A 13,230-nucleotide genomic window follows, 5' to 3' on the forward strand; every position below is an offset into this window, starting at 1 on the left:
CCCCGTTCCACCCCCTGTACGAGAGGACCCATCCCATGGCCGACGCCCCTGCCGGCAAAGTGACCTTCGTCGGTGCCGGCCCCGGCGCCGCCGACCTGCTGACGTTCCGCGCCGCACGCGCCATCGCCGAGGCCGACGTCGTGATCTGGGCGGCCAGCCTGGTCCAGGAGGAGGTCCTGGAGCACGCCCGTGAGGACGCGGAGATCCTCGACTCGGCGACCATGTCCCTGGAGGACGTCGTCGCCGTGTACGAGCGGGCCCGCGGCGAGGGGCTGAAGGTCGCCAGGATCCATTCCGGCGACCCGGCCCTGTGGGGCGGCACGCAGGAGCAGGTCGACCGGTGTGCAGAGATCGGCATCGCGACCGAGATCGTGCCCGGGGTGTCCTCCTTCTCGGCCGTCGCGGCCCTCGCGCAGCGCGAGCTGACCATCCCGGAGGTCGCGCAGTCGGTCGTGCTGACCCGGCTCGGCGGCGGCAAGACGCCCATGCCGCCCGGCGAGGAGGTCCGGGAGTTCGCCAAGCACGGCACCACCATGGCGGTGTTCCTCTCGGCCGCCCGCAGCGGGCAGCTGGTGCGGGAGCTGCTGGAGGGCGGCTACCCGACGACGACGCCGGTCGTGGTGGCCTACCAGGCGACCTGGCCGGAGGAGCTGGTCGTGAAGTGCACGATCGGCACGCTGGAGGAGACGGTCAAGGAGCACAAGCTCTGGAAGCACACCCTGTTCCTGGTCGGCCCGGCGCTGGACGCGCACGGCACGCGCTCGCACCTGTACCACCCGGGTCATTTCCACGGCTACCGCAAGGCCGACCCGGAGGCCCGGCGGGCGCTGCGCGAGCGGGGGGCGAGTACGTGATCACGGTGGTCGGCACGGGGACGGGGGCGGCGCCTTGCGACGACGTCCTCGCCGGTGCCGGGCTGGTGGTGGGCGGGCGGCGGCATCTCGACGCCGTACGGCTGCCGGAGACGGCGGAGCGGGTCGTGCTCGGGCCTCTCGCGCCGGCCCTGGACACCATCGGCGCATACGTCGCGAAGGACCGTCCCGTTGTGGTGCTGGCCTCGGGCGACCCCGGGTTCTTCGGGATCGTGCGGGTGCTGGCCGAGCGGTTCGGGCCGGAGCGGCTGGATGTGCGGCCCGGGGTGTCGTCCGTCGCGGCCGCGTTCGGGCGGATCGGGCTGCCGTGGGACGACGCCGTGGTGGTCAGCGCCCACGGGCGGGAGCTGCGGACGGCCGTCCACGTGTGCCGGGCGCAGGCGAAGACGGCCGTGCTGACCGGGCCGGGCGCGGGCCCGGCGGAGCTGGGTGCCGCGCTGCGGGACGCGGCGCGGGTGCTGGTCGTCGCGTCCGGGCTCGGCTCGGAGGCGGAGCGCGTGGAGCGGGTGACGCCCGCCGAGGCCGCCGCCCGGGACTGGGGTACGGCGGTGAACGTGGTGCTGTGCCTGGACGAGGCGCGGGCGCTCGGGCCCGTGCGGACGGTCGCGGGACCCGGTGAGCGGCCCGCCGGCTGGGCCCTGGAGGAGGCGGAGTTCGCCCACCGGGACTCGATGATCACCAAGTTCGAGGTGCGGGCGCTGGCCCTGGCCCGGCTGGGGCCGCGCCCGGGTGACCTGGTGTGGGACGTGGGCGCGGGCTCCGGGTCCGTGGCCGTGGAGTGCGCGCGGCTGGGTGCGGCCGTGACCGCCGTGGAGAAGACCGCGGACGGGGTGGAGCGGGTCCGCGCCAACGCCGCCGCGCACCGTGTGGACGTGCACGTGGTGCGCGGCGCGGCACCGGACGCGCTGACGGAACTCGCCGAGGAACCCGACGCCGTGTTCGTGGGGGGAGGCGGGCATGAACTGCCCGCGATCGTCGCCGCGTGCGCGCGGCGTGCCCGGCGCACGGTGGTCGTCGCGATGGCGGCGCTCGACCGGGTTCCGGCCGCGCGCGAGGCCCTGACCAGCGCCGGTCTCACCTGCGACGGCGTGCTGTTGCAGTCGTCGCGGCTCGCGCCGCTGCCCGGGGACGTGACCCGGCTCGCGGCGACCAACCCCGTTTTCCTGCTGTGGGGCGTCCGGCCTCCGGCAGCCGTCGAAGAAGGAGTCGCTCAGTGATCGGCCTCATTTCCGCCACGGCGGCGGGAGCTGCCGCGCGGGACCGGCTGGCCGCCGCGTGGCCGGACCGCACCCGGGTGTACGAGGGTCCCGTCGGGGACGCCGTACGGACCGCGTTCGCGCAGTGCGAGCAGCTCGTGTGCTTCCTGGCGACAGGGGCGGTGGTGCGGCTGGTGGCACCGCTGCTGTCCGGCAAGACCGAGGACCCGGGCGTGGTGTGCGTCGACGAGGGCGGGCGCTTCGCCGTGTCCCTGCTGGGCGGGCACGCGGGCGGCGCCAACGAACTGGCCCGCGAGGTGGGCGGGTTGCTGGGTGCGCAGCCGGTGGTGACGACGGCCACGGACGCGGTGGACCTGCCGGGCCTGGACACCCTCGGCCTGCCCGTGGAGGGCGACGTCGCCGGGGTGTCGCGGGCGCTGCTGGACGGCGAGGCGGTGGCACTGCGGGCCGAGGTGGCCTGGCCGCTGCCGCCGCTGCCGGTGACGGAGGAGGGGCCGTACTCGATCCGGCTCACCGACCGGCTCGTGGCGGCGGCCGAGCGCGAGGTCGTGCTGCGTCCGCCGACCCTGGTCGTCGGCGTCGGGGCGTCCAAGGGTGCCCCCACGGACGAGGTCCTCGGGCTGGTGGAGGGCGCCCTGCGGGAGGCCGGGCTGTCCGTGGCCTCCGTCGCGGAGCTGGCCACCGTCGACGCCAAGGCCGAGGAGGCCGGCATCGTCGAGGCCGCGCGGCGGCTCGGGGTGCCCCTGGTGACGTACTCCGCCGAGGAACTGGCCGGGGTGGACGTGCCCAACCCGTCCGACGCGCCGCTGGCCGCCGTCGGCACCCCGTCCGTGGCGGAGGCCGCCGCGCTCGTCGGCGGAGGTGAACTGCTCGTGCCCAAGCGGAAGTCCGACGCGAGCCCGGCCATGGCGACCTGTGCCGTCGTACGGCGGCCGGGGCGCGGGCGGCTCGCGGTGGTCGGGCTCGGGCCCGGCGCCCGGGACCTGCTGACGCCGCGTGCGCGGGCCGAACTGCGGCGGGCTTCCGTGCTCGTCGGACTCGACCAGTACGTCGACCAGATCCGCGATCTGCTGCGGCCCGGCACCCGGATCCTGGAGTCGGGACTCGGCGCCGAGGAGGAGCGGGCGCGCACGGCCGTCGCGGAGGCCCGCAAGGGCCAGGCCGTCGCGCTGATCGGCAGTGGGGACGCGGGCGTCTACGCCATGGCCTCCCCGGCGCTGGCCGAGGCCTCCGACGACATCGACGTGGTCGGTGTGCCCGGCGTGACGGCGGCGCTCGCGGCCGGTGCGATCCTGGGCGCCCCGCTGGGCCACGACCACGTGTCGATCAGCCTGTCCGACCTGCACACGCCGTGGGAGGTCATCGAGCGGCGGGTGCGGGCGGCGGCCGAGGCGGACATCGTGGTCACCTTCTACAACCCCCGTTCGCGGGGCCGCGACTGGCAGCTTCCCAAGGCACTGGGCATCCTCGCCGAGCACCGGACACCGCAGACGCCGGTGGGTGTCGTGCGCAACGCCTCGCGTCCGGACGAGTCGAGCCGGCTCACCACCCTGGGCTCCCTCGACCCGGCGACGGTCGACATGATGACGGTCGTGACCGTGGGCAACACGGCGACCCGGGACATCGCGGGGCGCATGGTGACGCCGCGCGGCTACCGCTGGCAGTCGGCGCAGGAGGGCTCCGAGTGAACCGTGTCGTCCATCCCATCGAGGTGGAGTCCTACCGGCGCATGCGCGCCCGGCTGGACACCTCGCACTTCCCGCCACTGACCCGGGCGGTCGTGGAGCGGGTCGTCCACTCCGCCGCCGACCTCGACTACGCCACCGATCTCGTCATGGACGAGGCCGACCTGGAGAAGGCGCACGCGGCCCTGCACGCCGGGGCGCCCGTGGTCGTGGACGTGGCGATGGTCGGCGCCGGCATCACCCGGCGCGAGACCGTCTGCCGCCTCGGGGACGCCGAGTCCGGGCCGGGGCTGACCCGTTCCGCGCACGCCATCCGGCTCGCCCACGAGCAGGTCGGCCCCGGTGCCCTCTGGGTGATCGGCAACGCGCCGACCGCGCTGGAGGAGCTGCTGAGGCTCGACGCCGACCCCGCGCTCGTCATCGGGCTGCCCGTCGGTTTCGTCGGCGCCGTCGAATCGAAGGCCGCGCTGCGCGAGAGCGGGCTGCCCGCCGTGAGCAACGTGTCCGAGAAGGGCGGGTCGGCGGTCGCCGCCGCCGCGCTCAACGCCCTGCTGTACCACCCCACTTCCGCCGAGGAGAAACTGTGACCACCCCGCCCGCCCTGCTCATCGCCGGCCACGGCACCCGGGACGACGCCGGAGCCGAGGCGTTCCGCGACTTCGTACGGCGGCTGGGAGCCCGGCACCCCGGACTGCCCGTCGCGGGCGGCTTCATCGAGCTGTCCCCGCCGCCGCTGGGCGAGGCCGTCACCGAGCTGGTGGAGCAGGGCGTGCGGCGCTTCGCCGCCGTCCCCCTGATGCTGGTGTCCGCCGGGCACGCCAAGGGCGACATCCCGGCGGCCCTGGCCCGCGAGAAGGAGCGGCACCCGGGCATCTCGTACACGTACGGGCGTCCGCTCGGCCCGCACCCGGCGCTGCTGAACGTCCTGGAGCGGCGGCTGGACGAGGCCCTGGGGTCGGCGGGCCGCACGCCGGGTGACCGTTCCGACGTGACGGTGCTGCTGGTGGGGCGCGGCTCCACGGATCCGGACGCCAACGCCGAGGTGCACAAGGCGGCCCGGCTGCTGTGGGAGGGGCGCGGCTACGCGGGCGTCGAGACGGCGTTCGTGTCGCTGGCGGCGCCTGACGTGCCGAGCGGGCTGGACCGCTGCGTGCGGCTGGGCGCGCGGCGGATCGTGGTCCTGCCCTACTTCCTGTTCACGGGCATCCTGCCGGACCGGGTGCGGCACCAGACGGAGGGCTGGGCTGCCGCGCACCCGGAGGTGGAGGTGCTGTCGGCCGACGTCATCGGGCCGGAGCCGGAGCTGCTGGACCTGGTGTGGGAGCGGTACGAGGAGGCCGTCAAGGGCGACCTGCGGATGAACTGCGACTCGTGCGTGTACCGCATCGCGCTGCCGGGCTTCGAGGACAAGGTGGGCATGCCGCAGCAGCCGCACTTCCACCCGGACGACGACGACCACCACCACGGTCACGGTCACGGGCACCATCACGGTGCTCACTCGCATGCGCACTGAGAGCGGGCACGATCTGCGTCACCACGGGGACGCGGAGGTCCGGGACGACGGCGGCTCGCTCGTCGACCTCGCCGTGAACGTCCGCGCGGACACGCCGCCCGTCTGGCTGCGTGAGCACATCGCCGCGTCCCTGGGCGGGCTCGCGGCCTACCCGGACGGGCGGGCCGCGCGGGCTGCGGTGGCCGCGCGGCACGGGCTGCCGGTGGAGCGGGTGCTGCTGACGGCGGGCGCGGCGGAGGCGTTCGTGCTGCTGGCGCGGGAGCTGAAGGTGCGGCGGCCGGTGGTCGTGCACCCGCAGTTCACGGAGCCGGAGGCGGCGCTGCGGGACGCCGGGCACACGGTCGGCCGGGTGCTGCTGCGTGAGGAGGACGGATTCCGGCTGGACCCGGCGGCCGTCCGCGAGGACGCGGACCTGGTGGTGATCGGCAACCCGACGAACCCGACGTCGGTGCTGCACCCGGCGGACACGATCGCCTCACTCGCCCGGCCCGGGCGGGTGCTGGTGGTGGACGAGGCGTTCATGGACGCGGTGCCGGGCGAGAGCGAGGCCCTGGCCGGCCGCGTCGACGTGCCCGGCCTCGTGGTGCTGCGCAGCCTGACCAAGACGTGGGGGCTGGCCGGGCTGCGGATCGGGTACGTGCTGGCGGCGCCGGAGATCGTCGAGGACCTCCAGCGGGCCCAGCCCCTGTGGCCGGTGTCGACCCCGGCGCTGGCCGCGGCCGAGGCGTGCGTGGGGCCCCGGGCGGTGGCGGAGGCGGCCCACGCGGCGCACCGCATTGCCGCGGACCGCGCCCATCTGCTGACCGGCCTCGCCCGTTTCGCCCCGGCCGGGCTGCGGGTCGCCGGGCCCGCCGAGGGCCCCTTCGTCCTGATCCGCCTGCCCCGGGCGTCCACCGTCCGCCGACGCCTGCGCGACCTCGGCTGGGCGGTGCGCCGTGGTGACACGTTCCCCGGCCTGGACGAGGAGTGGCTGCGACTGGCGGTACGGGACCGCAGGACGACCGACGGGTTCCTGGAGGCACTGGGGCGGGCGCTGGAGGGCTGAGGGCCGGGTTCGAACGGGCGCCGGGCAGGGCCCTGGCGCCCCGCCGGGACGTCCGCGGACCCGAACCGCTGAGCCGGGGTTCCGCGGGCTCGGCGCACCTGGACCCCGAGCCCCGGAGAGAATCGCCGCACCACGCACGCGACGTCAGCGATCCGACGCCGCTTCACTCCTACGTGAAGAGACCGCGGATCCATTCGATTCCCACGGCACAGGCGTTCCCCGCCGTCACCCCGGGGGCCGACGCCGTGACCGCCGTCCGGGCACGGCCCTACCCGACCACGCGCCCGTTCAGCACCACGCGGCGCGGTGACGTCAGCACCCGTACGTCGGCCCGCGGGTCCTCGTCGTAGACGACGAGGTCGGCCGGGGCGCCCTCGTCCAGGCCGGGGCGGCCGAGCCAGGTGCGGGCGGTCCAGGTGCCCGCGGCGAGGGCCTCGACGGGCGGGATCCCCGCGGTGACGAGTTCGCCCACCTCGGCCGCGGCCAGACCGTGGGCGAGGCCGCCGCCGGCGTCGGTGCCGACGAAGACCTGGATCCCGGCGTCGTAGGCGTTGCGCACGGTGTCGTAGCGGTTCTCGTGGAGCCGGCGCATATGGGCCGACCAGCGGGGGAACCTGCTCTCACCGCCGTCGGCGAGCTGCGGGAAGGTGGCGATGTTGACCAGGGTCGGGACGATGGCGACGCCGCGCTGCGCGAACAGCGGGATGAGGTCCTCGGTCAGGCCCGTCGCGTGTTCGATGCAGTCGATGCCCGCCTCGACGAGGTCCTGGAGGGAGTCCTCCGCGAAGCAGTGGGCGGTCACGCGCGCGCCCAGGCGGTGGGCCTCCGCGATGGCCGCCTCGACGGCCCCGCGGGGCCAGCAGGCCGAGAGGTCGCCGAGGTCGCGGTCGATCCAGTCGCCGACCAGCTTGACCCAGCCGTCGCCGCGGCGGGCCTCCCGGGCGACGTAGGCGACGAGGTCCTCCGGCTCGATCTCCCAGGCGTAGTTGCGGATGTACCGGCGGGTGCGGGCGATGTGCCGCCCGGCTCGGATGATCTTCGGCAGGTCCTCGCGGTCGTCGATCCAGCGGGTGTCGGAGGGCGAGCCGGCGTCGCGGATGAGGAGGGTGCCCGCGTCCCGGTCGGTCAGGGCCTGCTTCTCGGCGACGTCCTCGGGGACCGGCCCGTGCCGGTCGAGTCCGACGTGGCAGTGCGCGTCGACGAGGCCGGGCAGGGCCCAGCCGACGACCGTGCGGATGTCGCGGGCCCCGGCGGGACGGTCGTAGGAGACGCGGCCGCCGACCACCCACAGCTCGTCCCGGACGTCCTCAGGCCCGACGAGCACCCGCCCCTTCACGTGCAGCACCACCTGATCGCTCATGTACCGCACCTTAATCAGCCGGTCGCGGCACATCGACGGGGGCCGGTGTGCACGGCACTCGCCGCGCGGCGGGCCGAGGGGGGCCGGTTACCCTCGATGCGGCCGAACCTGCTGTGAGTGAAGAGAGCATTGCCGTGACGCATCCGTTTCTGGACCTGGCCCCGCTCGGCGCGGACCGCTTCGCCGCGATCGAGGACCGTGTGGCGGGGCTGCTGAGCACCGGGCAGGACGTCGTGATCATGCAGGGTGAGGCGCTGCTGCCGCTGGAGGGCGCGATCCGTGCCACGGCCGGTCCGGGCACGACGGCGCTGAACGTCATCACGGGACCGTACGGCCAGACCTTCGGCGACTGGCTGCGGGACTGCGGGGCCACGGTGATCGACCTGGCGGTGCCCTTCCACACGGCCGTCACGGCCGAGCAGATCCGGCAGGCCCTCGCCGAGCACCCGGAGATCGACTTCGTGTCCCTGGTGCACGCGGAGGCGGCGACGGGCAACACCAACCCGGTCGCGGAGATCGGCGAGGTCGTACGGGCGCACGGGGCGCTGTTCTACCTGGACGCCGTGGCGTCGATCGGGGCCGAGCCGGTGCTGCCGGACGCGTGGGGCGTGGACCTGTGCGTGATCGGGGCGCAGAAGGCGATGGGCGGTCCGGCGGGTGTCTCGGCGGTGTCGGTGAGCGAGCGGGCCTGGGCTCGGATGGCCGCCAACCCGAGGGCGCCGCGCCGGTCGTACCTGTCGCTGCTCGACTGGAAGGAGCGGTGGATCGACGGCGGCCGCAAGGCGCTGCTGCACGCGCCGGCGCAGCTGGAGATGCTGGCGCTGGAGGCCTGTGTGGAGCGGATCGAGGCGGCCGGTCTCGACGCGGTGATGGCCCGGCACGCCTCCGCCGCGGCGGCCACCCGGGCCGGGGCGGTCGCGCTCGGTGGCGGTCTGGAGCCGTACGTGTACGAGGCGCGGGACGCGGCGCCCGTCGCCACGACGCTGCGGGCGCCGTCCCAGGTGGTGGCGTCGGAGCTGGTAGTGCGGGCGCTGGAGGCGGATCCGGCGGTGCCGCTGGCCGCCGGCGGGGGCGCCCTGGCCAAGGAGATGATCCGGGTCAACCACTACGGCGGGGACGCGACGCCGGGGGCGGTGCGGGCGAGTCTGGCGGCCCTGGGCGCCGCGCTGTCCGAGCAGGGGCTGCCGGTGGATGTGCAGGGCGCGCTGCGCGCCGCCGAGGAGGCGTGGCGGTAGCCGTCGGCGGGGACGCACCCGGGGCACCGTTGTCGGTGCCCCGTGCCATGCTCCCCGTATGACCGCCAACACACCGTCCGGCACTCCCGTCCTCCCCGACGGCCGCCCCGTCCCCCGCCTCACGGGGGATGAGCGGGCCATGCTCGAGAGCTGGCTGGACTTCCACCGGGCCACGCTGGAGCTGAAGTGCGCGGGGCTGGACGACACGCAGGTGCGCGTCGCCGCGGCCGAGCCGTCGTCGCTGACCCTGCTCGGGCTGGTGCAGCACCTCGCCGAGGTCGAGCGGAACTGGTTCCAGCGGGTGGCGTGCGGACTCGACGTGCCGCCGGTGTACGAGGACGCGACCGGCTACGCGCTGGATCCGGCGCGCGGGACGGACGAGGCGCTCGGGATCTGGCGGCGGGAGATCGCGCGGGGGCGGCAGCTGTGCGCCGGGCTGCCGCTGGACCACGTCGGTCGGGTGGCCGAGGGGCCGGTGCCCGGGATGGAGGTCAGCCTGCGCTGGGTGCTCCTCCACATGCTCGAGGAGTACGCACGGCACAACGGTCACGCCGATCTCCTGCGGGAACGCATCGACGGAGTGACCGGGGCCTGAATTGCACGTGCATTCCGCGAGACCCCATATGTAAGCTGGCACACAATTAAGAATTCCCTCAAGAAAAGCTTCCCGTATTCTTCTGCCCGCTTTTCCTGGTCCTAAACGCGCAGATTTTGAGGACACTCGGAGGGGAAATTCTGGCAGATCTCGTACGGGTTACACGGCTGTGACGCGTTACACACTGTGACCGCTTTGCCCGGTATTACCCGGACAATACTGGGCATATCATCCCCACAAAGCGCGATCCCTCGCGCTCGCGTGATAACACAGACGAGGTCCATATGTAACCCCGATCGGCGATGCAATTTTGAATTTCGCTGGGTAAGTTCAATTTGCATGACCGCCGTACAAGCAGATCCGCAAATCGACCGCCCCACCGTGGCCGACGGAGCCGCACTCTGGCGGATGGCGAAGGACTCGAAGGTTCTCGACCTGAACTCGTCCTACAGCTATCTGCTGTGGTGCCGGGACTTCGCCGCCACCTCGGCCGTCGCCCGTGACGAGCAGGGCGAGCCGATGGGTTTCATCACCGGGTACGTGCGGCCGGACAGCCCGCGCACCCTGCTGGTCTGGCAGGTGGCGGTGGACGAGGCCCACCGCGGGCGCGGACTGGCAGCCGCGCTGCTCGACGGCCTGGTCGCGCGGACCGTGGCCGACCTCGGGGTGACGACGGTGGAAACCACCATCACCCCGGGCAACACCGCCTCGGAGCGCCTGTTCACGTCGTTCGCCGAGCGTCACGGCGCGCGGCTGGAGCGCGAGGTGCTGTTCGACACGGCCGTGTTCCCCGACGGGCCGCACGACCCCGAGGTCCTGTACCGCATCGGCCCGCTGCCCCACTGAGACTTCCCTCCCCACCCCACTCCCGTCCCACAGACTTTCCCCACGCACCGAGGAGCGATTAGCCGTGACCATCACCCAGCCCGACCTGAGCGTCTTCGAGACCGTCGAGTCCGAGGTGCGCAGCTACTGCCGCGGCTGGCCCACCGTCTTCGACCGTGCGGTGGGCAGCCGCATGTACGACGAGGACGGCCATGAGTACCTCGACTTCTTCGCCGGAGCCGGGTCACTGAACTACGGGCACAACAACCCGGTCCTCAAACGCGCGCTGATCGACTACCTGGAGCGGGACGGCGTCACGCACGGGCTCGACATGTCGACCACGGCCAAGCGCACGTTCCTGGAGGCCTTCCAGAACCTGCTGCTGCGCCCGCGCGACCTGCCGTACAAGGTCATGTTCCCCGGCCCGACCGGCACCAACGCCGTGGAGTCCGCGCTGAAGCTGGCGCGGAAGGTGAAGGGCCGGGAGGCGATCGTGTCGTTCACCAACGCCTTCCACGGCATGTCGCTGGGCTCGCTGGCCGTGACCGGCAACGCCTTCAAGCGGGCCGGCGCAGGCATCCCGCTGGTGCACGGCACGCCCATGCCGTTCGACAACTACTTCGACGGCACGGTCGAGGACTTCCTGTGGTTCGAGCGGCTGCTGGAGGACCAGGGGTCCGGCCTGAACAAGCCGGCCGCCGTGATCGTGGAGACCGTGCAGGGCGAGGGCGGCATCAACGTGGCTCGGCCCGAGTGGCTGCGGGCTCTGTCCGAGCTGTGCGAGCGGCAGGACATGCTGCTGATCGTCGACGACATCCAGATGGGCTGCGGTCGTACCGGCGCGTTCTTCTCCTTCGAGGAGGCGGGCATCACGCCGGACATCGTCACCGTCTCCAAGTCGATCAGCGGTTACGGCCTGCCCATGTCGCTGTGCCTGTTCAAGCCCGAGCTCGACATCTGGGAGCCCGGCGAGCACAACGGCACCTTCCGCGGCAACAACCCCGCGTTCGTCACGGCCACCGCGGCCCTGGAGACCTACTGGGCCGACGGCTCCGCGATGGAGAAGCAGACCCGCAAGCGCGGCGAGCAGGTCGAGCAGGCGATGATCTCCATCACCGAGGAGAACCTGGCCGACGTGAAGGAGTACCGGGGCCGCGGCCTGGTGTGGGGCCTGGAGTTCCACGACAAGGCCCGCGCCGGCAAGGTCGCCAAGCGCGCCTTCGAACTCGGACTGCTCATCGAGACGTCCGGCCCGGAGAGCGAGGTCGTGAAGCTGCTCCCGGCGCTCACCATCACGCCCGAGGAGCTGGACGAGGGCCTGAGCACGCTGGCCCGCGCCGTCCGCGAGACCGCCTGACACCGAACCGAGCACCACTCACCTAGGAGGCATCGCAGCACCGTGATTGTCCGTTCGTTCAAGGAGATCGAAGGTACCGACCGGCACGTGAAGGCGGCGTCCGGTACGTGGGAGAGCAAACGCATCGTCCTCGCCAAGGAGAAGGTCGGCTTCTCCCTGCACGAGACGATCCTGTACGCGGGTACGGAGACGTCGATGTGGTACGCGAACCACATCGAGGCCGTGGTCTGCGTGGAGGGCGAGGCCGAGCTGACCGACCACGAGAGCGGGCTGACGCACACGATCACGCCCGGCACGATGTACCTCCTGGACGGGCACGAGAGGCACACGCTGCGGGTCAAGCAGGACTTCCGCTGCCTCTGCGTGTTCAACCCGCCCGTGACCGGACGGGAGGACCACGACGAGAACGGCGTCTACCCGCTGCTCACCGAGGAGGTGTGACGTTTCCATGACCGCCACCACCGACACCACCACCACCGGTGTCCCGGACCTCTATCCCAGCCGCGGTGCCGCCGAGGCGCTGACTCCGCGTCAGGACCCGGTCGTCTGGGGCGCACCCGACGCCCCGGGCCCGATCGTCCCGGCCGACCTGCTGTCCTTCGAGCGCGACGGCTTCCTGGCCATCGACGAGCTCATCAGCGATGACGAGGTCGCCGTCTACCGGAACGAACTGAACCGGCTGGTGAACGACCCGGACATGCGTGCCGACGAGCGGTCGATCGTCGAGCCGAAGTCCAAGGAGATCCGCACGGTCTTCGAGGTGCACAAGATCAGCGAGGTGTTCGCCCGGCTGGTCCGCGACGAGCGGGTCGTCGGACGGGCGCGGCAGATCCTCGGCTCCGACGTGTACGTCCACCAGTCGCGGATCAACGTCAAGCCGGGGTTCGGCGCCAGTGGCTTCTACTGGCACTCGGACTTCGAGACGTGGCACGCCGAGGACGGTCTGCCGCGGATGCGCACGGTGTCGGTCTCGATCGCGCTGACCGAGAACTACGACACCAACGGCGGACTCATGATCATGCCGGGGTCGCACAAGACGTTCCTCGGGTGTGCGGGTGAGACGCCGAAGGACAACTACAAGAAGTCGCTGCAGATGCAGGACGCGGGCACGCCGTCGGACGAGGCGCTGACGCAGATGGCCGCGCAGCACGGCATCAAGCTGTTCACCGGCAAGGCCGGTTCGGCGACCTGGTTCGACTGCAACGCCATGCACGGCTCGGGCGACAACATCACGCCGTTCCCGCGCAGCAACGTGTTCATCGTGTTCAACAGCGTGGAGAACACGGCGGTGGAACCGTTCGCGGCCCCGGTCCGGCGACCGGAGTTCATCGGGGCGCGGGACTTCACGCCGGTGCCGTGAACCGCCCTCCCCCGGCCGGGGGTCCGGGGGTTGCCCCCGGAAGAACACAGCATCGGGGCGCGGGACTTCACGCCGGTGCCGTGACCGCCGTCGGCGGTGAGACGAAGGTGTGACAGAGCTGCCGGGTGGGGCCTCCTCGTGTGGGACGGGAGGCCCCGCCCGGTTC

At 72.9% G+C, this 13,230-nt stretch carries 13 protein-coding genes; 12 read left to right on the forward strand and 1 reads right to left on the reverse strand.

The genetic code is table 11. The features are described from left to right. Positions 1 to 35 precede the first annotated feature (35 nt). Genes cobM through cobC form a run of 6 tightly spaced genes read left to right on the forward strand, consistent with a single transcriptional unit; the run spans position 36 to position 6,332 of the window. On the forward strand, positions 36 to 854 hold the full coding sequence (gene cobM, locus AB0F04_RS07565) for a precorrin-4 C(11)-methyltransferase (RefSeq protein ID WP_355832165.1): 819 nt from the start codon (positions 36 to 38) through the stop codon (positions 852 to 854). Further along, positions 851 to 2,089 carry a precorrin-6y C5,15-methyltransferase (decarboxylating) subunit CbiE gene (cbiE, locus tag AB0F04_RS07570; protein ID WP_362038835.1) on the forward strand — a complete coding sequence of 413 codons (1,239 nt, stop codon included), beginning with the start codon at positions 851 to 853 and terminating at the stop codon, positions 2,087 to 2,089. Before cobM ends, cbiE begins: the two co-directional genes overlap by 4 nt. After that, complete coding sequence (cobJ, locus tag AB0F04_RS07575) at positions 2,086 to 3,777, forward strand: precorrin-3B C(17)-methyltransferase (RefSeq protein ID WP_362038838.1); 1,692 nt, start codon at positions 2,086 to 2,088, stop codon at positions 3,775 to 3,777. Before cbiE ends, cobJ begins: the two co-directional genes overlap by 4 nt. Continuing rightward, positions 3,774 to 4,361, forward strand: coding sequence for a precorrin-8X methylmutase (locus AB0F04_RS07580; protein ID WP_362038840.1), 588 nt, complete (start codon positions 3,774 to 3,776; stop codon positions 4,359 to 4,361). Before cobJ ends, AB0F04_RS07580 begins: the two co-directional genes overlap by 4 nt. Further along, positions 4,358 to 5,287, forward strand: coding sequence for a sirohydrochlorin chelatase (locus AB0F04_RS07585; RefSeq protein WP_362038842.1), 930 nt, complete (start codon positions 4,358 to 4,360; stop codon positions 5,285 to 5,287). The genes AB0F04_RS07580 and AB0F04_RS07585 overlap by 4 nt, the downstream gene beginning before the upstream one ends. Further along, positions 5,277 to 6,332, forward strand: coding sequence for an Rv2231c family pyridoxal phosphate-dependent protein CobC (gene cobC, locus AB0F04_RS07590; protein ID WP_362038845.1), 1,056 nt, complete (start codon positions 5,277 to 5,279; stop codon positions 6,330 to 6,332). Before AB0F04_RS07585 ends, cobC begins: the two co-directional genes overlap by 11 nt. Before the next feature lie 268 nt (positions 6,333 to 6,600). Here cobC and AB0F04_RS07595 read toward each other — a convergent pair whose 3' ends face one another. Continuing rightward, a complete protein-coding gene (locus AB0F04_RS07595) occupies positions 6,601 to 7,692 on the reverse strand; it encodes an amidohydrolase family protein (protein WP_362038848.1) in 1,092 nt (363 codons plus the stop codon). Positions 7,693 to 7,826: 134 nt separating this feature from the next. Here AB0F04_RS07595 and AB0F04_RS07600 point away from each other — a divergent pair, with 134 nt between their 5' ends. The 6 genes from AB0F04_RS07600 to thpD all read left to right on the forward strand — a co-directional run bounded on the left by AB0F04_RS07600 (position 7,827) and on the right by thpD (position 13,064). Then, on the forward strand, positions 7,827 to 8,927 hold the full coding sequence (locus tag AB0F04_RS07600) for an aminotransferase class V-fold PLP-dependent enzyme (protein WP_362038850.1): 1,101 nt from the start codon (positions 7,827 to 7,829) through the stop codon (positions 8,925 to 8,927). 58 nt (positions 8,928 to 8,985) lie between these two features. Next, complete coding sequence (locus AB0F04_RS07605; protein ID WP_362038851.1) at positions 8,986 to 9,522, forward strand: DinB family protein; 537 nt, start codon at positions 8,986 to 8,988, stop codon at positions 9,520 to 9,522. Between the two features lie 339 nt (positions 9,523 to 9,861). Continuing rightward, positions 9,862 to 10,368 (forward strand): diaminobutyrate acetyltransferase, encoded by a 507-nt coding sequence (ectA, locus tag AB0F04_RS07610; protein ID WP_104779592.1) that lies wholly within the window; start codon positions 9,862 to 9,864, stop codon positions 10,366 to 10,368. A gap of 64 nt (positions 10,369 to 10,432) precedes the next feature. Next, the gene (ectB, locus tag AB0F04_RS07615) at positions 10,433 to 11,704 is read left to right on the forward strand and encodes a diaminobutyrate--2-oxoglutarate transaminase (RefSeq protein WP_053670740.1); all 1,272 of its coding nucleotides are present in this window, start codon (positions 10,433 to 10,435) and stop codon (positions 11,702 to 11,704) included. A 42-nt stretch (positions 11,705 to 11,746) separates the two neighbouring features. Beyond that, positions 11,747 to 12,145, forward strand: coding sequence for an ectoine synthase (locus AB0F04_RS07620; protein ID WP_362038853.1), 399 nt, complete (start codon positions 11,747 to 11,749; stop codon positions 12,143 to 12,145). Between the two features lie 7 nt (positions 12,146 to 12,152). Beyond that, the gene (thpD, locus tag AB0F04_RS07625; protein WP_362038855.1) at positions 12,153 to 13,064 is read left to right on the forward strand and encodes an ectoine hydroxylase; all 912 of its coding nucleotides are present in this window, start codon (positions 12,153 to 12,155) and stop codon (positions 13,062 to 13,064) included. Positions 13,065 to 13,230 lie beyond the last annotated feature (166 nt).

Origin of the sequence: Streptomyces sp. NPDC029041, assembly GCF_040637515.1 — a bacterium.
In the GTDB taxonomy this organism is placed as follows: domain Bacteria; phylum Actinomycetota; class Actinomycetes; order Streptomycetales; family Streptomycetaceae; genus Streptomyces.